General features: G+C 58.4%; 23 protein-coding genes, 1 tRNA gene and 1 pseudogene. 13 read left to right on the top strand and 12 right to left on the bottom strand.

What is annotated here, in order from left to right:
* Positions 1–121 precede the first annotated feature (121 nt).
* Genes QO002_RS30885 through QO002_RS09035 form a run of 3 tightly spaced genes read left to right on the top strand, consistent with a single transcriptional unit; the run spans position 122 to position 2,812 of the window.
* Positions 122–361, top strand: a complete 240-nt coding sequence (locus tag QO002_RS30885) for a helix-turn-helix domain-containing protein (protein ID WP_370878470.1) — start codon at positions 122–124, stop codon at positions 359–361.
* Positions 361–657 (top strand): hypothetical protein, encoded by a 297-nt coding sequence (locus tag QO002_RS09040; RefSeq protein ID WP_307228796.1) that lies wholly within the window; start codon positions 361–363, stop codon positions 655–657. Before QO002_RS30885 ends, QO002_RS09040 begins: the two co-directional genes overlap by 1 nt.
* Positions 647–2,812 carry a DUF3987 domain-containing protein gene (locus QO002_RS09035; protein ID WP_307228794.1) on the top strand — a complete coding sequence of 722 codons (2,166 nt, stop codon included), beginning with the start codon at positions 647–649 and terminating at the stop codon, positions 2,810–2,812. The genes QO002_RS09040 and QO002_RS09035 overlap by 11 nt, the downstream gene beginning before the upstream one ends.
* A 263-nt stretch (positions 2,813–3,075) precedes the next feature.
* Here QO002_RS09035 and QO002_RS09030 read toward each other — a convergent pair whose 3' ends face one another.
* Positions 3,076–3,330 carry an HGGxSTG domain-containing protein gene (locus tag QO002_RS09030; RefSeq protein ID WP_307233273.1) on the bottom strand — a complete coding sequence of 85 codons (255 nt, stop codon included), beginning with the start codon at positions 3,328–3,330 and terminating at the stop codon, positions 3,076–3,078.
* 442 nt (positions 3,331–3,772) lie between these two features.
* Here QO002_RS09030 and QO002_RS09025 point away from each other — a divergent pair, with 442 nt between their 5' ends.
* The 3 genes from QO002_RS09025 to QO002_RS09015 all read left to right on the top strand — a co-directional run bounded on the left by QO002_RS09025 (position 3,773) and on the right by QO002_RS09015 (position 6,087).
* Entirely contained in the window at positions 3,773–4,216 is a 444-nt protein-coding gene (locus QO002_RS09025) for a hypothetical protein (RefSeq protein ID WP_307228792.1), read from the top strand.
* 297 nt (positions 4,217–4,513) lie between these two features.
* Positions 4,514–5,032, top strand: a complete 519-nt coding sequence (locus QO002_RS09020; RefSeq protein WP_307228790.1) for a hypothetical protein — start codon at positions 4,514–4,516, stop codon at positions 5,030–5,032.
* 827 nt (positions 5,033–5,859) lie between these two features.
* The gene (locus QO002_RS09015; protein WP_307228788.1) at positions 5,860–6,087 is read left to right on the top strand and encodes a hypothetical protein; all 228 of its coding nucleotides are present in this window, start codon (positions 5,860–5,862) and stop codon (positions 6,085–6,087) included.
* A gap of 19 nt (positions 6,088–6,106) precedes the next feature.
* Here QO002_RS09015 and QO002_RS09010 read toward each other — a convergent pair.
* Positions 6,107–6,239, bottom strand: a pseudogene (locus QO002_RS09010) (integrase core domain-containing protein); the annotation flags it as partial.
* 38 nt (positions 6,240–6,277) lie between these two features.
* Between QO002_RS09010 and QO002_RS09005 the strand changes: the two are divergent.
* The 4 genes from QO002_RS09005 (at position 6,278) to QO002_RS08990 (ending at position 10,524) form a co-directional block, all read left to right on the top strand.
* Positions 6,278–6,712, top strand: coding sequence for a helix-turn-helix domain-containing protein (locus tag QO002_RS09005; RefSeq protein WP_307228786.1), 435 nt, complete (start codon positions 6,278–6,280; stop codon positions 6,710–6,712).
* Positions 6,713–6,723: 11 nt separating this feature from the next.
* Positions 6,724–7,830: a hypothetical protein gene (locus tag QO002_RS09000; protein ID WP_307228784.1), complete on the top strand. Its 1,107-nt coding sequence runs from the start codon at positions 6,724–6,726 to the stop codon at positions 7,828–7,830.
* A gap of 147 nt (positions 7,831–7,977) precedes the next feature.
* Entirely contained in the window at positions 7,978–8,607 is a 630-nt protein-coding gene (locus QO002_RS08995; protein WP_307228783.1) for a hypothetical protein, read from the top strand.
* A gap of 537 nt (positions 8,608–9,144) precedes the next feature.
* A complete protein-coding gene (locus QO002_RS08990) occupies positions 9,145–10,524 on the top strand; it encodes a transposase (RefSeq protein ID WP_307228781.1) in 1,380 nt (459 codons plus the stop codon).
* Positions 10,525–10,855: 331 nt separating this feature from the next.
* On the opposite strand, the gene QO002_RS08985 is transcribed toward QO002_RS08990, so the two are convergent.
* From QO002_RS08985 to QO002_RS08975, 3 genes are all read right to left on the bottom strand, one after another.
* A complete protein-coding gene (locus QO002_RS08985; protein ID WP_307228779.1) occupies positions 10,856–11,245 on the bottom strand; it encodes a nuclear transport factor 2 family protein in 390 nt (129 codons plus the stop codon).
* Positions 11,246–11,443: 198 nt separating this feature from the next.
* A complete protein-coding gene (locus QO002_RS08980) occupies positions 11,444–12,079 on the bottom strand; it encodes a hypothetical protein (protein WP_307228777.1) in 636 nt (211 codons plus the stop codon).
* 851 nt (positions 12,080–12,930) lie between these two features.
* Positions 12,931–13,020, bottom strand: a tRNA-Ser gene (locus tag QO002_RS08975).
* A gap of 306 nt (positions 13,021–13,326) precedes the next feature.
* Between QO002_RS08975 and QO002_RS08970 the strand changes: the two genes are divergently transcribed.
* Positions 13,327–13,545 carry a hypothetical protein gene (locus QO002_RS08970; protein WP_307228776.1) on the top strand — a complete coding sequence of 73 codons (219 nt, stop codon included), beginning with the start codon at positions 13,327–13,329 and terminating at the stop codon, positions 13,543–13,545.
* A gap of 117 nt (positions 13,546–13,662) precedes the next feature.
* On the opposite strand, the gene QO002_RS08965 is transcribed toward QO002_RS08970, so the two are convergent.
* A complete protein-coding gene (locus tag QO002_RS08965; protein ID WP_307228774.1) occupies positions 13,663–14,025 on the bottom strand; it encodes a hypothetical protein in 363 nt (120 codons plus the stop codon).
* A 187-nt stretch (positions 14,026–14,212) separates the two neighbouring features.
* Here QO002_RS08965 and QO002_RS08960 point away from each other — a divergent pair, with 187 nt between their 5' ends.
* Together QO002_RS08960 and QO002_RS08955 are read left to right on the top strand one after the other, a co-directional pair.
* The gene (locus QO002_RS08960; protein ID WP_307228771.1) at positions 14,213–15,403 is read left to right on the top strand and encodes an endo-1,4-beta-xylanase; all 1,191 of its coding nucleotides are present in this window, start codon (positions 14,213–14,215) and stop codon (positions 15,401–15,403) included.
* Between the two features lies 1 nt (position 15,404).
* Positions 15,405–16,061: a hypothetical protein gene (locus QO002_RS08955; RefSeq protein ID WP_307228769.1), complete on the top strand. Its 657-nt coding sequence runs from the start codon at positions 15,405–15,407 to the stop codon at positions 16,059–16,061.
* Between the two features lie 63 nt (positions 16,062–16,124).
* On the opposite strand, the gene QO002_RS08950 is transcribed toward QO002_RS08955, so the two are convergent.
* The 6 genes from QO002_RS08950 to era all read right to left on the bottom strand — a co-directional run bounded on the left by QO002_RS08950 (position 16,125) and on the right by era (position 24,714).
* Positions 16,125–17,351, bottom strand: a complete 1,227-nt coding sequence (locus QO002_RS08950; RefSeq protein ID WP_307228766.1) for a glycosyltransferase — start codon at positions 17,349–17,351, stop codon at positions 16,125–16,127.
* Entirely contained in the window at positions 17,348–18,535 is a 1,188-nt protein-coding gene (locus QO002_RS08945; RefSeq protein ID WP_307228764.1) for a glycosyltransferase family 4 protein, read from the bottom strand. The genes QO002_RS08950 and QO002_RS08945 overlap by 4 nt, the downstream gene beginning before the upstream one ends.
* The gene (locus QO002_RS08940) at positions 18,532–19,989 is read right to left on the bottom strand and encodes a lipopolysaccharide biosynthesis protein (protein WP_307228762.1); all 1,458 of its coding nucleotides are present in this window, start codon (positions 19,987–19,989) and stop codon (positions 18,532–18,534) included. Before QO002_RS08940 ends, QO002_RS08945 begins: the two co-directional genes overlap by 4 nt.
* A 186-nt stretch (positions 19,990–20,175) precedes the next feature.
* Positions 20,176–22,515, bottom strand: a complete 2,340-nt coding sequence (locus QO002_RS08935; protein ID WP_307228760.1) for a Tex family protein — start codon at positions 22,513–22,515, stop codon at positions 20,176–20,178.
* 130 nt (positions 22,516–22,645) lie between these two features.
* On the bottom strand, positions 22,646–23,647 hold the full coding sequence (locus QO002_RS08930; RefSeq protein WP_307228758.1) for a glutathione S-transferase family protein: 1,002 nt from the start codon (positions 23,645–23,647) through the stop codon (positions 22,646–22,648).
* Between the two features lie 131 nt (positions 23,648–23,778).
* Positions 23,779–24,714 (bottom strand): GTPase Era, encoded by a 936-nt coding sequence (gene era / locus QO002_RS08925; RefSeq protein ID WP_307233270.1) that lies wholly within the window; start codon positions 24,712–24,714, stop codon positions 23,779–23,781.
* Positions 24,715–24,716: the final 2 nt, after the last annotated feature.

The raw sequence follows: 24,716 nt of genomic DNA, 5'->3' as shown, positions 1-24,716 counted from the left end.
GTAATGAGACAGTATGTCGCCATGTTGCGACAGTATGTCGCCCTATGGCTTCCCTGGGGTTTGACATTATACCGGACGTTATGATCATCTATTGTCTTCTATAGTCAAATAGGTGAAGCACATGAAGGTACCTAACAACGATTGCAACAAAATTGCCTACTCAATCGGGGATGTGTGTGCGACAACCGGTCTGTCGCCTGCGACGATCCATAAGCTTTGCAACGAAGGCCGCTTGACGCGCCGCAAGCTCGGCAAGCGTACCTTCATTCTCGCGGACGATCTCGCAGATTTCTTTCATTCGCTGAATTCCGGGAAATGGCCGAGGCCGAATGAGCGCAAATCGCGTCAGGAGGCTCGCTGATGATCGACTTTGTTGGCATCAATGCCGCAGCGCTGGCCGCATTGCCCGATCTGCTCCGTCAATGGCTGCCTGATGGTCGCCAACGCAAGAACGAATGGCTTGCACTCAACCCCCGCCGTGCCGACCATCACGCCGGTTCCTTCCAGATCAACATGCGCACCGGCAAGTGGGCTGACTTCGCTACCGGCGACAAGGGCGGCGATGTAATCTCGCTTGCGGCCTTTCTTTCTGGCATCGGTCAGGCTGAAGCCGCCCGCAACCTCGCCTCCATGCTGGGGGTTCCGTATGAGCAATAACGCGACGTTTCCACCGTTGGCCAACAATGCAACCGACTTTAATGATCCGGCTTCCCCGCCGGAGTGGAAGCCCATTGTGCCGAATGGCAGTGCACCGCTGACTGACGTGATGCTCCGGCGCGCCGCTATGTATGGTTATACCTTCACCAAAAAATGGAACTATTACAACGAACAAGGGCAGCTTCTCTTTCATATCGTACGCTATGAGCGTGCTTCGGCGGGTACTACGCCCGCTGAAAAGATGATTTTTCCCTTTACGTGGTGCGAGGGGCCGAACGGTCACCGGCAATGGCGCAGGCAGGCGTGGCCCAGTGCCCGTCCGCCTTTCAATTTGAGGGCGCTTATTGCTGGGCCCGAGAAGCCGGTGATTGTGGTCGAAGGGGAGAAGGCGGCGGACGCTGGATCGAGGTTGTTCCCAGAGTACATTGTCCTCGCGTCGTCCGGCGGATCGAACGCTGCGGGGAAAACCGATTGGGCGCCGCTAAAGGGACGCGCGGTGACGATCTGGCCCGACAATGATGACGCGGGACGCAAGTATGCCGATGAAGTTGCTCAACTGGCGACCGTCGCGGGGGCGGCATCGGTTCGTATCGTCAACGTCCCTTCCAACTTCCCGCCGAAATGGGATTTGGCGGATGCAGTTCCTCCTGGCACCGATCTGACCCAACTGCTGACGTCGGCAGAGCGTCCGGTTTCCTCTGTCGAAACACCCACGCCGCTGCTTCCGGAAAGCCCGCCTGAAGAACCTTTCCCCGTGGCAGCGCTGAGACCTCTGCGAGCAGTTGTGGAGGCTGTACAAGGCATGACGCTTGCGCCAATGGCCATCCCTGCTGCGTCCGCATTGGCTGTAGCATCTCTGGCAGTGCAAGGCTTTCGCGACGTCGAGACACTGGGCGGAAAGCGTCCTTTGTCGCTCTACGTCCTGACCATTGCGCAATCCGGCGAGCGGAAATCGTCCTGTGACGAGGTGATCATGGAAGCCCTGCGCCAGTTTGAGAAAAACGAGGATGCAGTGCGGCGAGATGCTGTGAGCGCATGGTCAAGTAATCAAGCATTGTGGAAGAGCGACAAGGAACAACTCCTCGCGGAAGCGAAGAAGAAAACGGAAAACCGGAAGAGCATTGAGGATGGTTTGAGCAAGCTTGGCGCGGAACCTGCTCCTCCGCCCTTGGCGGAACGCACGGTTACAGAACCGACCTATGAAGGGCTTACGCGCAAGTTTTCAGAAGGAATGCCGACGCTTGGCATTTTCTCTGATGAAGGCGGGCAGTTTCTCGGCGGATATGCAATGTCGCCCGACAACCGACAGAAGACCTTGACCGCGCTGAACGATCTCTGGCAGGGCAATACAATTCGTCGCACTCGCTCCGGCGAGGGGACGTCTACTCTTTATGGTCGGCGTCTCGCAGTACACCTCATGGTGCAGCCTGAGGTTGCGAGGAATTTCATGGCTGATCCTTTGTCTACGGGTACCGGTTTTTTGCCGCGCTTTCTGATTTGCGAGCCGCCGAGCACTGTAGGCACGCGGTTTCAGGCAAAAATCAAGCGCAACAACGCTCCCCTTTCGGATTTTGGGGCGCGACTGAAAGCTATTCTGGAAACGGCTTTGCCGATGGACAACGCAACACGGGAACTGATGCCCACCTTGTTGCCTTTGTCGGACGCGGCCCGTGCTTTGCTTTCCGGCTATGCGGATGACGTTGAACTTAAGCAGGCACCTAGCGGGGCGTATTCTTCCATTCAGGGGTATGCTTCCAAATCGGCCGAACAGGCCGCACGCATCGCCGGTGTCCTGACGGCATGGGGTGACCTTCGAGCCAAAGAGGTCACCGCTGCAACGATGTCGGATGCCATCAGCTTGGCGAAATTTTATCTGTCAGATGCATTAAAGCTGACCAACAGCGCCAATGTGAGCAGGGAGGTCGCCAATGCCGAAGCCTTGCGCAAATGGCTGTTGGAAAGTTGTGAACGCCAACTTGTGACGCCGCGCGATATCTTGCAGTACGGACCAAGCCGGCTCCGCGAAGGCCCCAAAGTGCAGACTGCAATTGCTCTGCTGGTGAAGCACGGCTGGCTTGTGCGCCTTCCCGACGGTGCGGTCGTGGATGGTGCTCCACGCAAGGAAGCCTACCGGATCGTGAAAGGCGCGCAATGAAATTGCCGCTGTTTCTCCTGAGGAGATGCAGGGACGTTGCTACATCCGCTACACCACCCCCAAAGTTAGGGACGTGTAGCAGATGTAGCAGCGGAAGAGGGCTTCGGTTGGCGAAGTCTACCAAACAGATTGAAACACGTAGCCGCATGTGAAAGCGGAGTGGCTGCCAGACAATGGTGCCATTGAATAACTGGGTGACAACGTTTTCCACGGATCCGGCACGAACAGCAGGCCGTGTGATGCCGCCGACGCGGAGCCATTTGTCAACGAAACATGCCAACCGTTCGCCCAAGCTCGATCAAAGCCCGGATGCGCCTGACTGCTTCCTTTCTTGCCAGTATGGCCTCTTTGGTAAAGCGGCCGGAATTGTAATTCCCGTTCCGCTTCCCGGTCGGCGCGCCCGCTCGTCCGCCATGCAGTTGGCAGCGGGTTCTCCCTTTCAGTGCAGGCTTTTGGCAAAGGTATCCGGCACGTGTCTTGGCGAGGCACCGTTTACCGGGCCAATCTGCACCAAACATCCACTTGGATTGTCTTGGGGTCGGTCTCTGCTCGTTCAAGGGATTGTCCTTGAGAAACTGAGTTGATGTCATTTCTGATGCCAACTTTATATGCTTTCATTTTTGCAGATTGCGGCTCTTGCGACAATAAGATCATGGTTTACGAAGATGTGCTGTACATTCTAATCCATTGTTTTTTCTAAAAAATGCGTACGTATTGTGCAAAGAAGCGGTGCGAGTGGGCATGCTCGCCGCCAGCGGGAAAACTCGGTGATGCAATGTTGTCGAATGCCCCGAACCGGTCAAATTGCCGTCGCACTCCCAATCCGGACCTGTTGCTTTCGGTTTTGAAGCTCCGATCTGGATATTCATAGGGAAAACACGATAACGTTGCTAAAAGCCCGTATCGGCAAAGCGCCGCTCGGACCATCAGCAATGACCCAACCGACAAGAGGTCAGTGAAATGAAGAAACTTCTGATGCTTATAGCTGCCGCTGGCATAGCTGGCAGTGCACATGCGCAGGAACAGGGCGACCCGTTCACCCCGCAGCAGCACTACGAGATTGGGCAGGCGCTCATCCAGTGCAGCGCTTACTTCCGCATGGGTGCCGACGCTGCCCGACGCGCAGGTTTGACGCAGAACGTCACCGCGTTCGAGGACAACGAGCGGGGATGGAAACTCGTCGGTGTGGTTATGTTGGTCGACGGGCTCACTCCCGACCGGCAACCCCATACTGAAGAAATCGCCAAGACCATGTCAGACATCAAGCTGGCCGACCTGATGGCCAAGCGTGAGTTGCATGGTGAAAGCTTCGCGCAAATATCCACCGATCAATTTACACAGGAGTGTGGGCCGCTGCGCGAACTCCAGAAGGCAATGGTCCGCTCACTGAGAAGCGGACGGTGAGCAGCCGCTAGGTGGGTGAAGAGCATCGAAGCGAAGGGCGTAGTACGCCTTGCCGGGCGCGACCACATGCAGGACCATCGTGCGGCTGCTGGACCATTCAATGACGGCGACGTTCCAAGGCCTACCAGCCAACCTACCGCAATCGAGGCGGTTACTGAACCGGCAGCGAACGAACCGAGTTCACCCTTGACTTGCCATTCACTGCGTCAAAGAGTGCGCGCTTGGGGATGTTCAATCATTGGGATTTAGACGATGTTTGTCTGCAGAAAGTACGTGGCTGTTGTTTCGAGTTTCTTGATGACGGTCCTTGTCGCGGGAAACGGCCTAGCTAGCACCTTTGAACTCGACGTGGCCGTGAACAAGGCGACGTGGGTCTCAAAAGATCCACCGGTTCAACGCAAAGCGATAGCTCAGGCCTCCCTCGCGTATTGGAAGAACTTCTATGGTCGAATTCCAAACAACTCGCCCATCGACGATGAATGGCTAGCCAATGAAATGAATAGCAAGGATACGGAGCGTATGACGCGAGCAATAAACTCCTCCCAGTATTCATTGGATCAGCTAAGGAAATTAGGAAAATATTGTGTTGACGTATACAAATCGATAGAACAGTCAGTTGGTAATAATAAACAATTCGAATTATATCTATGGTTAAAAGCGGTACATTGTTATAGCGGTGCCAGCAATACCTTGGCGGACTTAGAAAATGCAGGCTTATCCAACGGAAGATATGATGGGCCCTTTCATATGATACATTTTGGCATAGTTCTTCCCCATATAACCGGCGACCTCGCCGACGCTTTGGAAAGCGAATGAAGCCCCGTCACGACAACGACGTTGGCGCGAGTTCTTCGTCAGCGAAGGTCAGGAAGGAGGCCATCCCGGTGGTGATGGCCATTGGGAACGGTCGTTCCTACGGCACTTTCTGCTTGTCTACAACGGCATGACCGGGCGGGTCGAGATCACCAACGACCCGTTCATCGCCGCCGCACCGCCACCGCCGGACAATCCCCGCGAGGCATGATAACTCGGCGCAGCCCGGGTTTAGCTTTAGGACTGAAACGCTATCAACCTTGCGTGACGCAGTTTTTCTTCACCCCGCAAGTGTGTCGAACCCGTCCAACTATGCCGGATCGCAGCCTCGCCTTCACTTTCAGGTCAGGCGGTGGCGTCCAAGATTTCCCTCGACCATCGCCTTGAACTGATCGCTTGCGGGTCGTCTTGTTCTCCGTTGCCATTATTTTGCGCCTTTCTGCCAAAGGCCCTGAACTGCTCCTTGCCGCCCAGCAATCGCGCGCGTTTTCCCCGATGTGGACATCCATCAGGGCGACCTGAAGGTGGTCGTGGTCGAGAAAGGCAACCGATCACGTGGAGCAATTTTCAATGACGTGAATATTTACATTTCCGCCGAACTGACTGGGCGCGAATGCCCGGCTTTCTGGCGTCGCCACGTCAACAACCGCGTCGTCCCTTCGGTAAAGCTGAATACAAGTTGAGACAGGTGGCCAAGACCGCCCCAAAACTCTTGAAATAAACCTCCGGCGCCATCGTTACAGACGAACTGATTTCCGCGCCCGAAGAATACCGGCGCCGACCCGACGGCCCAAATTTTCGACCATATCGAAGCCCAAGGGAGAATATTCATGGGTGATATCGAAGAAGATCGACCGAAACTCGTTAGGCATATCAAAGACCTGTCGACCAGCCTTCCGGGCACCGGCATCAGTCACGAGCGGGTCGTGACGCAATCGCCGACAACAAGGCGCAGGCTGGCACGGCGGTTCCGGGCCGTAGACTTCTTCGTCGGCGCGCTTTTCGTCTTCCTCACGATCCAAGTCTTGCCCGAGATTGTGGGCTCGCTTTCCCATTAAGGATCGAAAGTGATAAGGCACGAACGCCATCGATGATGATATTAGCCACTTTCAGCGTGTTGAAGATTTCTCCGTTGAGCAGTTCGTCTCTCAGCTTCGAATTGAAGGTCGTTTTCCCAGGGGCTGCCCGGTATGACGTAGGCCGTCTTGCTACGTTCAACGCAATCCCCCGGCGGCTCTTCCCGCGATTTTGACGACGGAGAGCGAACTTGACAAAGCAGTGAGTGTCACCCATATAGGCAACATGCAACGCCATGAACATCATATCGACTGGCTCGGTTTTGGGGAACACATTCGCAGGCTGAGAGAGCTGCGGATGGGGGCAGACGCGACGTTCTCGCTGCGGCAGGTGGCTGCGCGCTGCGGCGTGACTGCGGCCTATCTATCGCGCGTCGAACGCGGCGAAGTGGCACCTCCGAGTGAGGAGACCCTCGTCAAGCTCGCGCACGAACTCGGCGAGGATAAAGACGTGATGCTCGCGATGGCTGGCAAGATTTCAGCCGATTTGCGTTCCGTAATTCTCGCCCGGCCACAGCTCTTTGCCGAGTTGATCCGGGCGATCAAGACCATGCCTGACAATACAGTCTTGCGCATCGTGCGGGAAGTCCGCGACGGCGCCTGGTAAAAGAGGACCTTATGCCCACACTTGAAAACAACCGCCTCGTCTTTCGCTTTCCGCAGATCGAGGAAAGCGCCCGCTTTTCCATTAATTTCCAACGTACGCTGCGGATACCGGATACAGAGAAGACCTACCCCCTACCGCCTGGGCTGGGCTCGTTCCCTCTGCGGCACGTCGAAGACTATCCAGGGAAACTGCCAGCCGAGACGACGGCTCGCGGTGGTGTCATCCTGCCGATGTGGCAGGCGGAGGCAATGTGGTTGAGCTTTCGCAACTCTGGTCCGAACTGGGATCTCAATTTTCCGGTGGCGATCAAGGTGGCAGCCGGCAAGATCAACGCGGTAACGGGAGATAGCTGGCGCTCAGGACTTCATCGCGAGCCCCAGGATTACATGGTTTCGCCCGAGCAACCCTGGCTTGATGGCTTTGCAATCGAAAAGGGCGTCATCCGGCAATTCGTCGCCATGCCGCTCGGCGAAGGTTATTCCGTCGAAGAACAGCTGACCGGCGAGGCCGAGTGGGGCGGCCTGCAGATTTCGGTTGCTCCGCTCAAAGCCGAGGTCTGGCAGCAGAGGCGGCGCGAATGGGAAGAACAGCAGGAGCGGCGGCGAGAAGAGGAGCAAAAGTGGCTGCTGGAACAGCAGCAGCGGCGAGCAGACGTACCAATGTCTGCCGAGCATCGCATGCCTTCCCTTTCGGTGGCTGAGCCGATGGGTCTGTCTGCTGGCGGCAGGATGGTGCAAGAAATTCATCCCGATCCATTTCAGATCGACGATTGGGATATCGCTGCCGCCGACCGCGTCTTCGTCAGCTTGCTCCACGCGAAGGACTGGAAGACGATCACTGGCGAGGCTGCGCCCAATCAGCCGCCGACGGCAAAGCAGTACAGCGATGCCGGACTGCCGTGGTTCGAACATTACGGCAGGGATCAGGGGGCGCTTCCAGGAAGCGCGAAGCTTGCGGGTGTGAAGTCCGCAGCCGAGCTGTTCATCGAGAAGACCGGCGCGATCTTGCCGAACTCCCAAGACGTCAAGACGGGCGTACCGAAAGCGTTGGGACCAAGATCGAAAGGACCGCGCCCCATCCGAACCAACGGCTCGTGGATGGGGCTGGATGGCAATTGAGGGGAGGAGGTCATTGCTAAAGTCGATGCAGGACGGCCTACCCCCAGCGCGCAGGTCCCCTTGCCAACCTTACGACATCTTTGGTTACTTGCTTACTTGCTTAGAGCCCGTTTTGCCGGTCATGGTTTCTACCCGGCGACGGGCGGCTTGCTTCTGCGCTTTCGCGACCCCCACAGCAAGTCTGTGGCATCGCAAGGCAAGCAGCGCTTTGGCCTACTTCCCATTTGTGAGCAGGCAGGTATATCATCAAAAGCGTTATCGACGACACAGCGGACCGGAAGCTTTGAAATGACCCAGCAAGAAGAACAGAAATCCCCCGCCGAACTGCTGGTCGAGCGGATCTTGGCGCGCGGCCAAAGCGGCCAGATCGACTGGCGTCAGGCACGCGAGGAGATACATGACGCGCATGACCTAGCGACCAACGCTGCGGAGCGGGTGCTTTGTTTGGGCGTGCACAAAGCCATCATGGATGCCGTCGAGCGGCACGGCGCGGTCAGTGACGTAGAGTGCTTCAGGAAAACGAGGCGGCAGGACTATAATTTGCTGCTCATCAAGGAAGTCATGATCGGGAAAACGGATGGCCTGATCGATCCCATAGCGCTGGCGGAGATAACAGGCCGGGAAGTCGCCGCAGGCCGGATGCCGCCAGATGACGAGTTTCACAAACTAGCAACGGCAGGGGCGGCTGTTCTTGCACCGCTGCCGCCCCGACGGCCCGGATTTCTGCATCAGGCGCGCATGCTGGTTCTGCGCTTGTGGCGCGGGGGGCCGAGATGAGCGGCAACAGCGGTTCCGAGGTAACAACGGCATCGACATGCTGGTGTCGGGTTCCCGCAAGGTCTGTTACGATGTCGTCAATGCGGGCTAATTGCGGCAATCACTGAACAGGGCGAAGCACGCTTTCAGGATCGAAAAGGCGTTCCACATGTTGTGAGGGCCCAGCTTCGGCAGTACTTCCTTGGCGAAGGTCTGAGCAGCTTCGACGACCGAACTACCACATCGCACCGACCCCCGCCGGAGTGATGGTCGAGGCCAAGGAAATGGCCCTAACCGACCCGCAGCAGCAAGAAGTGCGGCGCCAGCGCCCTTGGCGTAGATCATGGCGAAACTCGACGCGCCCGGCGGGCCAGCGAAACGGTTGCAACCACGTGTTCACGCCGCAGACCGGCGCTGCCAATGCGGTGGCCCGCCAAGACAAGCCAACCTCCAAGACTGCCAATGTCCGCTATTGGCGGATACTGTTGAAAAACTAACCGTTGTCGGCATTGGGATGTCATGATTCAATCGTCGCATTGATTTGCGGGGGATTGAGTGATGATGGGATGCCAGACAGCTCCAGCGCAGCTCTTCTACGACTTCTGCCTTGATGATCACGTTCCTGCCGACCACATGCTGCGCGGGATCGACCGCCATCTCGAACTCGACAGCGTACGAGCGCACTTGAAGCCTTTCTACAGCGCCACGGGTCGCCCCTCGATTGATCCCGAGCTTATGATGCGAATGCTGATCATCGGCTATTCCATGGGCATTCGCTCGGAGCGACGGCTTTGCGAAGAGGTCCACCTCAATCTCGCCTATCGCTGGTTCTGCCGCCTCGGTCTGGACGGCAAGGTCCCTGATCACTCAAGCTTCTCGAAGAACCGCCATGGCCGGTTCCGGCAAAGCGACATCCTGCGGCATATGTTCGAAACGGTAGTGGAGCGCTGCCTCTCTCAAGGGTTGGTTGGTACGGAAGGATTTGCAGTCGATGCCAGCTTGATCGCGGCGGATGCAAACAAGCAGCGCTCGGTACCAGGATCGGAATGGGAAGCCAAAGAAGATGCGGGACGCTCGGTACAGGAATATCTGGCTGTTCTCGATGATGCTGCTTTCGGCGCTGCCTCGCCGGTCACGCCGAAGTTCATCTCCTCGTCTGATCCGGCCGCCCAATGGACCGGTGCCCACAAAGGCCACGCCTTCTTCGCCTATGCGACCAACTATCTGATCGATACAGACCACGGCGTCATTCTGGATGTGGAGGCGACACGGGCGATCCGCCAGGCGGAGGTCGGTGCATCCCGCACAATGCTCGGCAGGACCGAGAACCGCTTCGGCTTGCGGCCCGATTACCTCGCGGCCGACAGTGCCTACGGTTCTGCCGACAACCTCGCCTGGTTGGTCAACGAGAAGGAGATCGCGCCGCACATTCCGGTCTTCGACAAGTCGAAGCGGACGGATGGCACCTTCTCGCGTTCCGACTTCACCTGGGAAGCCGAGAAGGAGCAATACCTTTGCCCTGCCGGAAAGGAGCTGAAACAATTCCACCGCACTTACGACCCACCCAGATCGGGGATCACGGCCGAGGGAACCCGGCTTTATCGTGCCAGCAAGAAGGACTGTGATCAGTGTGAACTGAAGCCTCGATGCTGCCCGAACATGCCTATGCGCAAAGTACCGCGCGATCTCAATGAGGATGCACGCGATGTCGCCCGAGCGATTGCCAAGACACCGGAGTATGAGCAGTCACGGCATCGTCGAAAGAAGGTCGAAATGCTCTTCGCTCACCTCAAGCGCATACTACGGATGGCACGTTTAAGGCTTCGAGGGCCGTGTGGTGCGAGAGACGAATTCCTGCTTGCCGCAACCGCACAGAACCTGAGGAGGCTGGCCAAACTCAGGCCTCAGATGCCGCCATGCGGTGCCATCGCCGCTTGAGGGCGGCATCGACCGATACCCTGCGCTAAGGCGTAGGCAGATCGCAGCATAGTGCACCGCCCAAAAGACCGAAAAGGGCGTGTGAGCGGATAATCCGTCGAGTTTTTCAACGATATCGGCGTATCGATGAAATCAACAAGCTGTTTGAACGCTATCGCAACAACTTCAAGCTTGTATCCTAATCGCCGCGCGGATCGGAGGGCGATCCGCCAACTGCCTCCCAGCGTTGTTGCCGAATGATAGCGGCCACATGCATTGAAGCTAATCCTGAGGAGCAGACGAAGCAATGCGGAGTTACAACGCTGTCGCGCCGCTTTGCACTATGTTTTCGTCATTCTCCTGGTCGCTCGCCAGTTCGTTTCGCGCTACCCGGAGTTGGGATCAGACAGAGGTCAATCTGCACAAGCTTTTGATTGCTTACTTCCGTGAGAACAGTGCAGATCGCCGTATTACTGTCGCGCTCAGACAAGACAAGGCACGGCCGGTTAAACATCGCTGGTAAATAGCCCATCTCCGCTACAGGCCGATCATCGCGACCCCGGATGACATCCAGTTTCTCTCGCATGTAGGTGAGAAAGTCCGCCTTGCTCCCTATGCTGGTGAGCACCATTTGCGACGTATAGCGAAAATCATCACTGAGAAAAGGCGATAGCGGTTCGAGATCGCAAGTGTTGAGCATTCGTGCATATGCTCGTAAGGCGTCTTTAACGGTCAATGTCAATGTTGATTTCCCAGCTAGTATCTGCCGCCAGCGGTAGGTCGGCCCCGAGCAGCATGCTCAAGGTCCATCTCTTCGCTTTCACGGTCGCGATGTAGGCCAAGTACCATTAACTTCTCTTCTAATCCCCCAAACAGCCACCACATAATTCATCGCAACTGCGAACGCACCATTTGGATCGCCAAACGTTCACAGTTTAACCTAGTAAGAGCCCTCACTTTTCTCGTCTATCAATGTCGATGTTGGCAACAATGCTTCCTTTTTTGCGTTGCTGTCTAACCATTTTCTTAGCCTCTCTTCCTTTCTGGCCACTCTTGCCAAATGGAGCTTGTTTCTCTCGGCTTTCTTCCGCTCCCTCTCTGCCTGGACAAATTTTGGGTTCGCGCGCAGTGCCTGATCTCGTCGGCGCTGTTCATCAATTTCGTAACGGGCTCGCATGGCTGCAAGCACGTCGCCCGCCCAACTTTTTCCAAGCATCTCGTCAAGCAAGAACTGATCTCCGCCGTGCAAAAAAATCCGGTCGAGATCAAACAGGAGGAGCATCGCCGCGTCACGCATTCGAAGTTGATCGCTTTTTGGCGGAGATACCTGAGCGAAGCTTTCTGTCAACATGAACACAATATCGCTATCTCCGCCCCGGTCGAATTGAAGCGCCTTTCGTTGAATTTCTTTTCTGTCGTAGCGGGCGAATGCCTCTTGTGTCTCCGCCGCCAACCGCACCCTGAATTTGCGCGCGCCGCACGTAGTGCAGCTGATTTTGGTACATAATTTGTCCGTAACAGCCGAATGCAGAAAGGTCAGAAGCCACTGCGCATTGTCGGACTTTTTTTCGTTCATCAGCGCCACTCACGACTATTGAGCCAATCGTACGTTTTGACGTGCCGAGATCGCAGTCGCTATTGAACCGCTGACCGGGATTGTCACTGGACCTTCCGACAATACCAAGAATTCCACAACCCGCGATTTTTTCTTTGAGATTTTTTTCGCTGGTGTTCGAGCTAATTAGTTTGCAGCGATTTGGGAGCGCCATCTAATCCATGGGGGGCGGGGTGGAGGGCCTCCCTATGGCCCCATATTTTTCAAGGGATAGGTACCTGCAATTGCCCTATTCGGCCGTCCGTACTTGTGAGGAATTGCGATGGCAGTCACAGCCACCCAGCCAGCATCCAGCATTCCGAGCCAAGCACAACAAAAAGGTGCAGGATAGCGGGCAGAAACGCTGTTACCACGTCGACAAATATCCTTTTAATACAGACGGTTAACCAGGGCCTTGGTTTTCACATATCCGCAAGTGTGAAATTTTTTGAAAAAAATTTAGAACCTAGCAGCCCGCCTGTGCGAAATAATATGCGCGCATTCCCAACGCGGACGACAATCTTAGGGGTATGGGGGCTGGCGGGCTCATACCATGCCCCATTCGTTAATGAGGGTAGGTACTTTGTGGGGCACACAGGTCGTTCTGAACAAGCGACGAGTTTCGCACCATCGGATCGGGCAAGCTCTCATAGGATGCCTCACCCATCCTAAGCGCATATCTGAGGTGAACTACTCCTCGAGGCGATAACCTGGTCGGCAGGGAGCGGGACTGAGAAACCTTGGCTCTGCGGTCAGCCGGTGCAGGAAGAAGTGCAGGAAGAATTTCGGTCAAAGAAAAAAGTGAATGATACCAATAATATAATGGTAGCAAATGGCGGAGAAGATGGGATTCGAACCCACGATACCCTTCCGGGTATACTCCCTTAGCAGGGGAGCGCCTTCGACCACTCGGCCACCTCTCCGTTAGCGCCCTGATAGGGTGAAATGCCTTGGTGATCAAGCGGTTTTTCAGTTTATGCCGTGAAAATCCGAAATCCGTAAAATGCGATTTCGGTGGGACTAAGGTGGTATTTCCTGTCAACATCGACATGCTCACCATAATCGGGTCGCTATGGAAACCAAGCGCCGGAACGAGCAATGCCCGGTGGAGGAATCTCAATAGGCTTGTCTGACCGTCATTGACTCTTGCCTGAAACGGAACACAATAAGAACAAATCTTGGACAGTCCGCCCTACCCTCTAAATCTGAGGACGCAAAAGGATGAATCCATGTCTGTGAGGGCGATGGACAGCATTACCCATGACGTCATCTACAGCGCGCCTATCGACGAGGTTGCAGCCGCGCTCAGCCGTCATGACGGCGACGTGCGGGCGACTATCCGTGGATTGCTCAACGAGCGCAAAAGGCTTCGCGAAGAGTTGGCACTGACCGAGATTTACATCGGCGAAAGCCTTGCGATTGCATGCGCTCGCGCAGACTATATTTGAACTTGCTCGGCGCTTTCCCCCTGCCACGGAGAGGGCCGGACGCTGGAACGCATGCAGATAGGTCCCCGCCGTTGCCGGCGGAGATTTTTTTATCGGTAGAACTGATTTGAAATTGCCTTATGGCTGCAGCGTCAGTTTTTCGGTGCCGGCGCCGTCCTTGCCGGTGATGGTCCAGGTGCCGTCCAGAACGCCGCCATCCTTGACCTTGTAGACGACAAGACCGACGGCGTCGCCGAGCACGTAGCCGGCGGCAAAGGCGTCTTCATGCAGCATGCAGATGCCTTCCGACGTTGTCTCCCCCGTCTTCCATTCGATGACGCAGGTCGTTTCGCTGGTCAGCGTTATGGTCGCCGTACCGCCATAGGCAGAGCCGTCGAGGTTCGTACCCTCGACAGTATAGGTGCCGGCGCTGACGGTCTGCGCCTGTGCGGGCAGAGCAAATGCCATGCTTGCCAGCGCGTATGAGAGATATCTTTTCATGTGATTCCCCCGATAGATGGACCGTTGTTTTAGCAGTTCGTCGAATGCGCCGATATCCCGCTCATCCGTCGCCTTCGCGCCAAAAATGGGGTGATCGTCCCCGTTCATTCCCGCCTTTCGCCGCAGCCGCATGCTTGGCCGAATTGTCCGCGCCAGCACGCGGCACCGGAGCGAAAGGACATTATCAATGCAGGCTGGAGGAATTGAAGTTGGGCTATCTCAGGGAGGCCCGCCCGGGCACCCGCCGGGCGATAGTCTTCGGGTCACCGCAAGCGGCAGCACGCGCATCGATGCGGCAGGTCTTGAGCGACACTGCCGCGGCCGCTCGGGCTTTGCAGCAGAGGCAGTGCTACGCAATGTCGCCGCAGCAAAAGGCATCCTGTTCGGGACGGCCCTGCCGCCGGCAGACAAGCTTGCGGCCAATCCGGATTATGCCGCGTTGCTTAAACGCGAGGCTGCGATCTATGTCGCCGACACCGACATGCAGCCGTCACGTATCCAGTATGTCGAGGGTGTCTTCACCTTCTCTGCCGCCGATGGTTTTGCCGCGCGTGCGGTGGCGGACGGAAAGCGGTTCCGCATCCATCAGCTTCTCTACGCGGTGCGCGACATGGCATGGGTCAACACGACGACGGTTACGTCGGCAAACTGGCGCCAGAAGATAGACGCCCATTTCGAGGCCGTTGCCAGCCGCTGGTGGTCACAGCTTGCCGTCAATATCGACGTGGTCAACGAGATCATGGATGCGACCGAAACCTCGACGGGCGGGTATCGGCCCAACACCTGGTATCAGGCGGCCGGTGGACCCGGCTACATCACTTATGCGTTTCAGAAAGCTCGCCTGCTCTGGCCGCAGACACCACTTTTCCTCTGCCACGACCATAGCGAACAGATCACCGACGGTTATCACGAGACGCATACGGCCAATATCCTGGCCATGCTGGAGAGCCAACTTGCCGCCGGGGCGCCGATCTATGGGCTGAACACCCAGGCACACCTGACCATCCGTCTCGGTTTCGATCCGGTGAAACTGCGCACGTTCCTGGCAGGCGTGGCAGCGCTCGGCCTCAAGATCATGATCGGCGAACTGGATATCCGCACCGGCTACAAGGCCGGTTCCCTGGAAGATACGCTGCCGCCATCCGCCTATACGAGCGATGCCTACGACCGGCGCGCCGCCGATATCGTCAAGCGCTACCTCGATATCGCCCTGCCCTTCGTCAAGGAGCAGCCCGCGCTCTGCTGGGGGCTTTCGGATCGCATCTCTCCCTGGGTTCCTCCCGATGCGGAAGACGGCGAAAGGCCCCATCCCTTCAACGCCGATCTTCAACCCAAACCGCTTTACCGCGCGCTTCGCGCCGCTTTCGAGGATTTGTGACATGACCACAATCAAGGACAATATCGCAGCATCGACCGACCCTTCCGCTGCCAACGACACGACGGAAGGCTACGCACCCGGCTCCGAATGGTACAACACGCTGACCGGCCAGATGTGGAGGGCAATCAGCGTTGCATCCGGCGCCGCTCAGTGGATGCGGCTTGCCCCCGCTCCGGCCTGGCCGACCGGCTACTATCGTCCACCGGCCCATATCTATGCCGTCAACGACGGACAGGTGGCGGCAAACAAGCTGACGATGATGCCGCTTCTGATCCACCGTCGCGTCACCATCGACCGCATCGCGCTGTGGCTGGTCACCGGACAGACTGGCGCTGAAATGCGCCTCGGGCTTTATCGCTCGGACGCTTTCACCGAAATGCCGGGCACGCTGTTTGCGGAGGCTGGCACGGTCGATCTCTCCGGTAGTGCAAGCCTGAAGACAATCACGGTTTCCTGGTCGCTGGTGCCGGGGCAATACTGGCTTGCCGCCCTCAACAAGGCGAGCGGGACACTACCCACAGTGGTCGCGCTGGCGGCGCCATTCTCGGTTATGTGCTCAGCAATGATGGCAACGAGATCGCAGGCGCCAATGCCTGGCGCTATCTCGAAGCCACGCAGAGTTACGGCAGCCTGCCTGCCAACGCACCGGCGATGGTAGCCTCGACTGGCTCCGACGGGACTGTCCTGATGCTGCGACGGACATAAATCGACCCGTGCCGACCTACGGAGACTCCCGCCGCGTTATCGGGCGGGAATTTTCCTGTTGGTGCCCAACGGATTTCCGCATCTCGGTCTCTATGATTTCCCAATAGCGTTCGACCACAGGCAGTGCCGCGAAACGCGCGGCTCCCGATACGGCCGCCGAACTATAGGCGGCATGGGTCGTGCTTTGGGTCATCGCGTCGATGGCTCCAGCCAGGGCTTTTTCATCTCCGACCGGAACCAGCATGCCGTAGCGCCCTTCGTAGGGTTGCTCGATGATCGGCGCTTCGCGATCGTCCAGGATTTCCGAGGGACCCGAACGGCAATTGGTCGCGACAACTGGAACGCCGAGAGCCATCGCCTCCAGCAACGCATTGGGAAAGCCCTCCGCGTTGGACGGCAACACGAACAAGCGTGCAGCCTTGACGAGAGGATAGGGATTTTCGAGGAAGCCGGTAAAATGCACACGCCCGCCGAGATCCGTGAACAACACCTGCTGCTCCAGCTCTCCTCGTAAGGGGCCCTCACCGATAATGATAAGATCAAGCGTCGTCCGCGCCCTCTTCAATGCCGCCAGCAACAGCTCGATATTTTTGTTTTCGACAAGGCGGCCGACCGTGACGATATAGGGCGACGGATGGACCACCGCGGAGGGCACCGCTGCCTGCTGTGTGATGCCATTGATATCGATCGGATTGGCGATAACGGATGTTTTCGCCGGCTTAGCTGCAAAATTCTCCACGAGATCCCGCATGACGCCGGCAGACGGGCAGATCACGTGATCGGCAAGCGGATAGACCAATCGCGTAGCGAAGCGGGCAAGTTTGCCGCCAAGAGTGCGGCGATGATGACTGGAGGGATTGACGCGCTCGCTGATGATGGCTCGAAACCCCAGGAGGCGGGCTGCTGCTGTTGTGACGAGGTTGGCGCGCGTGAGGAAGCTCAGGCAGACGACGGGCCTTAAGCTGCGGAAAAGCGGCAGGCAGAACCATAACGCCCGCAACAACGAGAAGCGGCTGTCCAGCCGGTGCAACGTTATCCATGGAGGAAGCGTATAGGCATCCGGTTCCCGGTCGAGCAGCATGAGATGCAGATCGTAGCGATTGGCCCAGCGACGTGAGGATTGCAGAAGTGTACTCATCACCCGCTCGGCTCCGCCACCGGTCAGGGAATTGATGACGAAGACCACGGTCTCGCGTCGGGGGTGCTTCATGTCGGGAGGCGCGGACTGATCGGGAGCGCTCATGGTAACGCTTCGTGCATTGGCATGATCTCCGGATCACGTTCGCCCGGAATGGCTGAGTCATATCCATACGTTTCTGCAGCTGCCTTCCCCCAGCTTGAGGCTTGAGCTCGGCGCAAGGCACCGGCAGCGAGGCGTGCCCGTTCGGCGGGGTTCCGATAGAGTTCCAGGATTGCGCCTGCAAGCGCGGCAGGATCGTTCGGCGGAACGAGCAAACCGCCCTCGCCATGATCTATTGCATCGGAAATACCGCCGATGTCGGTTGCAAGCGAAGGCAGGCCCAACGCTCCCGCTTCGAGATAGACAAGACCGAACCCTTCGACCCCACCCCCTTCGAGCCTCTGGCCCGGCAGACAGAAGAGATCGGCTGCCGAAAGCCGGAGTGCAACCTCCTCCCACGGCAATTCACCTGTGATGATCGTGCGGCACGCGAGTCGAGCCGTTGCGACCTTGAGCCGGTCTGCATAGGCCATACGGATAAACGGGCCGATGATCTGCCACTCGATGTCGGCAGCTATTTCCGGCGGCAGCTGTGCCAGCGCCTCGGCAAGCAGGTCATAGCCCTTGCGCGGTACGACGCGGCCGAGCGACGCGATCAGAAAGCGCTGTGGCGGAATGGCGAGCGTCTGCCTTGCTTCCTGCCGAGAACGGCGGCCTGACAACCATGCGCGACCGACGCCAAGCCTTGCGATACGGACCGTCTCTTGCGTCAAGCCAAAGGCGGCGCGAAGGCGTTCAGCCGTATCGGTGCTGTTGGCGACATAATCCGCCCAGCCATTCCAGAATCGCAGCATTGCAAGCGGAAGAGCGCGCTTCGGGTGCTGGAGGAAGGTGACTTCCGTGCCGTGAAAGGCAAGGATACAGCGTGACCGACCGCGATAGCGCGAGAGCGCGAGGGGAAGATAAAACGGCCAGTCGGCGGCGTGGACAATGTCGAAATTCGGTTCTTCTCGCGCAAGCCTCAGGACGAGGGCAATCTTCTTGGGGATATCCCGCATGCGGTGCTGACCGCCCGGATAACGCAGGATGCGGAAGGGGAAGTTTTGGTCTTCCGCCCCGCCGTAATCGGCAGCAACGACTGTCACCTCATGGCCCGCCTCGCTCGCCGCTTTTGCCATCTCCATCGCATAGGTGCCGATACCGCCACGGAAGGGATAAAACTCACTGGAGAGGATCAGGATTTTCATGAGCGACCGTCTGCACCGAGACGACCGGCGCCCTTCGGCCAGCCCTGCCGGATTGCACTCAACATCAGTTGGGGGAATAGAAGGGCGATAGCCAGCAGATAGCTGGTCATGCCGATGGCAATGTGCAGGGCGAGCCCGGCGAAGGACACCGCACCCTCCATTGACAGCAGAATGGCGAGCATCGCAATCGCGGCAAGAGCGATCCTGCCTATGGCGGCAAAGGGGAACCTGAACTCGCAACCCCGCATCGCCCATGTGGCGCTTACTGTTGCGCTGATGCCTGTCGCAACGAGAGGCCCAATGGCGGCTCCAACCAGACCGAAGCGCAAAACACCAAGCGCGGTGAACAATGCTGTCAGGACGAGTTCGAGGGCAGCGATGATGGCAATCGGTCGAGGCTTGGATGCAATCAGAAAGACCTGATCCGTCGTATGGGCGCGCAGATAACGAAACAGTCCGGCGATGGCCGCCAGCGGCAGAATGGTGCGCGCGGCCGCCTGCATTGCTTCCGGCAGCACGAGCGGAACAACCGATCCGCTTATTCCCACCAAACCAAAAGCCATGCGTGTGGCAACCGCCCATACCAGCACCATATTCGTGGACAGTTGCTGCATGCCGGCTTGCACTCCCTCCGTTTCGGTTCGCCGCACCGCGAGCGGATAGGCGCCGGCGGTCACCAGCATGACGGCAAAAGTTGAGACCCGGATACCGAGGCCGAAGGCGACAGAGAAGGTGCCCGCCGCCGCATGGCCGAGTGACTGATCAACCAGAAACCGCGGCATGTTCAGGGCCGCCGCCGCGAGAGTGGCTGCGAGCATTGCAGGCAAACCAAAGGCAAAGGCCTGCCGCAGGATATCCCGGTCGAACCGGCCAATCCCCGTGAAATCAGGACGGACAGAGACAATCCAGGGAGCGGCAACCAAAGGGGCAGCAACAGCAAGCAGGACGACCTCCGCGCGGCCACCCGCAATGCCGGAAAGGACAACCGATAGACCAAGCCCGATCGCCGGGAGAACCGCCTGCATGAGCGTATAGCACAGTATCCTCTCCTCGGCCCGCGCCCGTTCCCCGCAATAGGTGCCCAATGCCCTAAGGCTGACGAAGATGCCAACGGCGACATGGAAGAGAAGGGAAACACCGGGGAAATACAGGAAGCCAATGATCGTCACGATGACAAATTGCAACAGCGTAGCGGAGGTGACTACGGCAATTTCAGTCTTCCGAAAGCTCTCACTCTCGCCTGCGAGAGCGATGCCGGGCAGGAACCGCAGCATGAAATGCGACCACCAGACGAAGAGAAGCGCGAAGAGAATATCCTGCAAGGCAATGACGAGCACGAGCTTGCCGAGCTCACCGGGCGGCAGGATATGCGCCCAAACGACAACGGAGGCCAGCTGTACCAGCGGCGCTCCGATTTGTGCCGGCAAATAAAGCTGCGTCTGCCTCAGGAGCATGCGGGAACGCTTCAGGTCAGGGTTACAGGACGTTTTTATGAAAAAACCACAACCCTGACGATTTGTCTCGCACCGTTTTCACGCGGACCGTGGAGATTTGTCGCTTTTCTGGCAAGCGGGAATATCCGGTTCCACTTTAGAGCATAGCGAGTACGAAAGGGCGGCCGCCGCCGCCCTCGACTGCGCTTACTTCCGCTTCATCGCCTCGGCGAGTGCAGCGCCAAATGCGCCTTGCGTGGGAGGCTGGGGTTTCGTCTGGGAAGGCTTGGTCGACGATGGACGCCCCTGCTGCGGCTTCACGTTGCGTGCGTCGGTGGCTGGCATGCGGACACCTGACTCAGCGCCACCATCCTTGCGCATGGTCAACCCGATGCGCTTGCGGGGTACGTCAACTTCAGTCACCCGCACCTGCACGACATCGCCGGCCTTCACCACCTCATGCGGGTCCTTGACGAAGCGATCTGCGAGTTGGGAGACGTGCACAAGGCCATCCTGATGCACGCCGATATCGACAAAGGCGCCAAAGGCGGCGACGTTGGTCACCGTGCCTTCCAGAAGCATACCGGGCTTCAGATCCTTGATGTCATCGATGCCGTCGGCAAAGGTCGCGGTCTTGAAGCTCGGGCGTGGATCGCGGCCGGGCTTTTCCATTTCAGCGAGAATGTCCTTCACCGTCGGCAGGCCGAAGCGCTCATCGACGAAGACGCGCGGATCGAGCGCCTTCAGCACGGAGCTGTCGCCCATGATGGCGCGCAGGTCGCGACCGCAGGCGGCGACGATCTTCTTAGCGACACCATAGGCTTCCGGGTGCACCGAGGATGCATCCAGCGGCTCCTTGCCATTGGGGATGCGCAGGAAGCCGGCGCATTGTTCGAATGTCCGGGCACCGAGGCGCGGAACCTTCATCAGCTCCTTGCGGCTTTCGAACGGGCCGGTCGCATCGCGATGGGCGACGATGGCTTCCGCTGAGGACTTGCCGAGTCCGGAGACACGGGCCAGCAACGGCGCGGAGGCCGTATTGAGATCGACGCCGACCGCATTCACAGCGTCTTCGACGACGGCATCGAGCGAGCGGCTGAGACGGCCCTGATCGACGTCATGCTGATACTGGCCAACGCCGATCGACTTCGGATCGATCTTGACCAGTTCGGCGAGCGGATCCTGCAGGCGGCGAGCGATCGAGACGGCGCCGCGCAGCGACACGTCAAGGCCGGGGAATTCGTCGGCGGCGGTCTGCGATGCGGAATAGACCGAGGCGCCGGCTTCCGAAACGATGACCTTGGTCGGCTTCGGCGTCGGCAGCTGGGCCAGCATATCGGCAACGAGGCGTTCGGTCTCGCGGCTGCCGGTGCCGTTGCCGATGGCGATCAACTCGACCTTGTGCTTGCGCACGAGGCTGGCAAGTTCGGCTTGGGTGCCGCGGATATCGTTCTTCGGTGGGAACGGATAGACGGTGGTGGTTTCCAGCAGTTTGCCGGTGCCATCGACGATGGCGACCTTGACGCCGGTGCGGATACCAGGATCGAGGCCCATGGTGGCGCGCGAGCCGGCTGGGGCGGCGAGCAGCAAGTCCTTCAGGTTGCGTGCGAAGACGTGGATCGCTTCCTCTTCCGCCCGCTCTCGAAGCTCGCGCATCAGGTCGAGCGACAGCGACATGGAAAGCTTCACGCGCCATGTCCAGCCGATCACCTCCATCAGCCACTGATCGCCCGGCAGCGTCCCGCCGACAGTGTAGGCAGCGGCCATCGTACGCTCGACCGGCTTTACCGGAGACGTGTCGTCCTGATCGACGACGATATCGACGGACAGCACTTCCTCGTTCCAGCCGCGCAACATGGCGAGCGCGCGGTGGCCCGGCACGGTTGCCCACCGTTCGGAGTGGTCGAAATAATCTGAAAACTTGGCGCCGGCCTCCTGCTTGCCGTCGACAACGCGGGCGCGCAGCAACGAGGCGCCCCGCATGTGGGTACGCAGACGGCCGAGCAGATCGGCATTTTCAGCAAAGCCTTCGGCTATGATGTCGCGCGCACCTTCGAGTGCTGTCTTCACATCGACGACATCAGCAGTCAGGAATGCTTCCGCCCGCTTGGCCGGCGTAACGGTCCGATCAGCCATAATGGCTTCGGCAAGCGGGCCGAGGCCGCGCTCGCGGGCAATCTCCGCCTTGGTGCGGCGCTTGGGCTTATAGGGCAGATAGATATCTTCAAGCTCTGCCTTGGTGGTGACGGCGGCAATCTTGGCCACCAGCTCGTTGGTCAGCTTGTCCTGGCTGCGGATCGAATCGAGGATGGCGGTGCGACGAGCCTCCAACTCGCGCAGGTAGACCAGCCGTTCGGCAAGTGTGCGGAGCTGCGTGTCATCAAGCCCGCCGGTCACTTCCTTGCGGTAGCGGGCGATGAAGGGAACCGTCGCGCCTTCATCAAGCAATTCGACGGCGGCGATCACCTGGGCCGGCGCGGCATTGACCTCACGTGCAATGATGATGGCGATCGGCATTGCGGAAGCAGTTTTGGCAGAGCTGGTCATGGTATCCCGTCAGATGAGGCAGTTGCGGCGGACCATAGATGCACAGAGCATCAAGGCCAAGTGAGGGCGTGAAGGCCCTGCCGTTACGTCCACAGATCGATGCGGGATTGGGTGTTTAACCAGTTGGCAGTTAGCCCTTGTGGAATACGCCCTCCCCCTTCAGCCGACCCCGATCATGGGGACGATTGAAATCGAGGATCGGACCAACCGGAACGATCATGGTCGGGTTCACATGGGCGATCGAGTAATAACCGCGCTTGATCTGATCGATCTTCACCGTCTCAGCGATGCCGGGCCACTGGTAGATTTCACGGAGATAGGACGAGAGGTTCGGGTAGTCTTCCAGTCGCCGGATATTGCATTTGAAGACACCGTTATAGGCGGCGTCAAAGCGGATCAGTGTTACGAACAGGCGAATGTCCGCTTCCGTGAAATGCGATCCGGCGACATAGCGGTTTTCGCCGAGATGCACTTCCAGCGTATCCAGCATCTCGAAGACATCCGTGACGGCCGCCTCATAGGAACCTTGTGTCTTAGCAAAACCCGCGCGGTAGACACCGTTGTTGACCTTGTCGTAGATCGGCGCGTTCCAGCGGTCGATCTTCGGGCGCAACGACGCGGGATAGAAATCGAGGTCGTTGCCGGTCAAGCGATCGAAAGCAGTGTTAAGGATACCAAGGATGTCGGCGGATTCGTTGTTGACGATCCGGCCTTCCTTGAGGTCCCAGAGAACGGGAACGGAGACCTTGCCGGTGTAATGCGGATCGGAAGCGGCATAGAGCTCGTACTGATAACGGACCTTGCCGACACGGGGGCCGGCATCCTGTGGCTCGGTATAGGTCCAGCCGTTTTCGCCGAGTTCGGGTTCGGAAACGGAAAGGCAGACGATCTCCTCCAGACCCTTCAGCTTGCGCATCATCAGCGTGCGCGACGCCCAGGGGCAGAGATAGGAAACGAACAGCTTGTAACGCCCGGCTTCCGCCGGCAAACCCGCTTGACCCTCCGGCGCTGGCGATCCATCTGGCGTGATCCAGTTCCTGAAGCTCGTCGGCTCGCGGTGAAAGGCCCCGCCCTTCATTTCGCTTGCGGCGACATCGCCCTTTTCCCACTTTCCATCGACCAGCTGCGGCATTCGTCACTCCCTGCATCAAGACGCGGCACCGCCGCGCCGCATGCTCATGACCTCTCACGGAGAGACATAGGCCGCAAGACGGCAGGTTCAGGACAGACTGTTCGACGATTGCGGTACGACGGGCTTCCGGCTTATCCGCGCGGGAATTCGAGCCCCATCTCGCGGAAACGCTCGGGGTCATCGCCCCAGTTTTCGCGAACCTTGACGAACAGGAATAGATGAACAGGCTGTTCGAGAATTTCGGCAAGCTCCTTGCGAGAGGCCATCGAGATCGCCTTGATCGCCTCGCCGTTGCGACCCAGCGCGATCTTCTTCTGGCTGTCGCGTTCGACATAGATGACCTGCTCGATGCGTACCGAGCCATCCTTGCGTTCTTCCCACTTTTCCGTCTCGACGTGAGAGGAATAGGGAAGCTCCTGATGCAGGCGTAGGAAGAGCTTTTCGCGGGTGATTTCGGCTGCGAGCTGGCGCATCGGCAGATCCGAAATCTGGTCTTCCGGATAGTACCACGGGCCTTCCGGCAGGTCGGCGGCAAGATAGTCCATCACGTCTTCGCAGCCGGAACCGGTGAGAGCCGAGATCATGAAGGTGCGGTCGAAGGTGACGAACTCATTGGCCGCCGCGGCAAGCTTTAATAACTCCTCGCGCGAGACCTGGTCGATCTTGTTGAGCACCAGGATCTTGCGCTGCGGCACTTCCTTCAGGCCTTGGAGAATGGTCTCGGCATCGCCCTTCAGGCCACGTTCGCTGTCGATCAGGAGCATGATGACGTCGGCATCCTTGGCGCCGCCCCAGGCGGTCGTGACCATGGCACGATCCAGCCGACGGCGCGGCTTGAAGATGCCGGGGGTATCCATGAAGACGATCTGGGCGTTGTCGTGGATGGCGATGCCGCGCACGATGGCGCGGGTGGTCTGCACCTTGTGGCTGACGATCGAGACCTTGGCGCCAACGAGGCGATTGACCAGCGTCGACTTGCCGGCGTTGGTCGCGCCGATCAGGGCAACGAAGCCCGAACGGGTTGCAGCAGCTTCGGTCTCGGCGGTCTCGTTGATCTCTTCGGTCATGG

Origin of the sequence: Pararhizobium capsulatum DSM 1112, assembly GCF_030814475.1 — a bacterium.
In the GTDB taxonomy this organism is placed as follows: domain Bacteria; phylum Pseudomonadota; class Alphaproteobacteria; order Rhizobiales; family Rhizobiaceae; genus Pararhizobium; species Pararhizobium capsulatum.
The sequence above is the reverse complement of the archived record's forward strand: the minus strand, read 5'-3'. Positions and strand labels throughout refer to the sequence as shown.

Coding starts and splice junctions, on each gene's coding strand:
- QO002_RS09040 (WP_307228796.1), top strand. CDS start 361: ATGATCGACTTTGTTGGCATCAATGCCGCAGCGCTGGCCGCATTGCCC.
- QO002_RS09035 (WP_307228794.1), top strand. CDS start 647: ATGAGCAATAACGCGACGTTTCCACCGTTGGCCAACAATGCAACCGAC.
- QO002_RS08965 (WP_307228774.1), bottom strand. CDS start 14,025: ATGAAAAGATATCTCTCATACGCGCTGGCAAGCATGGCATTTGCTCTG.
- QO002_RS08950 (WP_307228766.1), bottom strand. CDS start 17,351: ATGAGCGCTCCCGATCAGTCCGCGCCTCCCGACATGAAGCACCCCCGA.
- QO002_RS09000 (WP_307228784.1), top strand. CDS start 6,724: ATGCCCACACTTGAAAACAACCGCCTCGTCTTTCGCTTTCCGCAGATC.
- QO002_RS08935 (WP_307228760.1), bottom strand. CDS start 22,515: ATGACCAGCTCTGCCAAAACTGCTTCCGCAATGCCGATCGCCATCATC.
- QO002_RS09020 (WP_307228790.1), top strand. CDS start 4,514: ATGACGGTCCTTGTCGCGGGAAACGGCCTAGCTAGCACCTTTGAACTC.
- QO002_RS08980 (WP_307228777.1), bottom strand. CDS start 12,079: ATGAACGAAAAAAAGTCCGACAATGCGCAGTGGCTTCTGACCTTTCTG.
- era (WP_307233270.1), bottom strand. CDS start 24,714: ATGACCGAAGAGATCAACGAGACCGCCGAGACCGAAGCTGCTGCAACC.
- QO002_RS09015 (WP_307228788.1), top strand. CDS start 5,860: ATGGGTGATATCGAAGAAGATCGACCGAAACTCGTTAGGCATATCAAA.
- QO002_RS08930 (WP_307228758.1), bottom strand. CDS start 23,647: ATGCCGCAGCTGGTCGATGGAAAGTGGGAAAAGGGCGATGTCGCCGCA.
- QO002_RS09030 (WP_307233273.1), bottom strand. CDS start 3,330: ATGTTTGGTGCAGATTGGCCCGGTAAACGGTGCCTCGCCAAGACACGT.
- QO002_RS08945 (WP_307228764.1), bottom strand. CDS start 18,535: ATGAAAATCCTGATCCTCTCCAGTGAGTTTTATCCCTTCCGTGGCGGT.
- QO002_RS30885 (WP_370878470.1), top strand. CDS start 122: ATGAAGGTACCTAACAACGATTGCAACAAAATTGCCTACTCAATCGGG.
- QO002_RS08990 (WP_307228781.1), top strand. CDS start 9,145: ATGATGGGATGCCAGACAGCTCCAGCGCAGCTCTTCTACGACTTCTGC.
- QO002_RS09025 (WP_307228792.1), top strand. CDS start 3,773: ATGAAGAAACTTCTGATGCTTATAGCTGCCGCTGGCATAGCTGGCAGT.
- QO002_RS08960 (WP_307228771.1), top strand. CDS start 14,213: ATGCAGGCTGGAGGAATTGAAGTTGGGCTATCTCAGGGAGGCCCGCCC.
- QO002_RS08970 (WP_307228776.1), top strand. CDS start 13,327: ATGTCTGTGAGGGCGATGGACAGCATTACCCATGACGTCATCTACAGC.
- QO002_RS08955 (WP_307228769.1), top strand. CDS start 15,405: ATGACCACAATCAAGGACAATATCGCAGCATCGACCGACCCTTCCGCT.
- QO002_RS08940 (WP_307228762.1), bottom strand. CDS start 19,989: ATGCTCCTGAGGCAGACGCAGCTTTATTTGCCGGCACAAATCGGAGCG.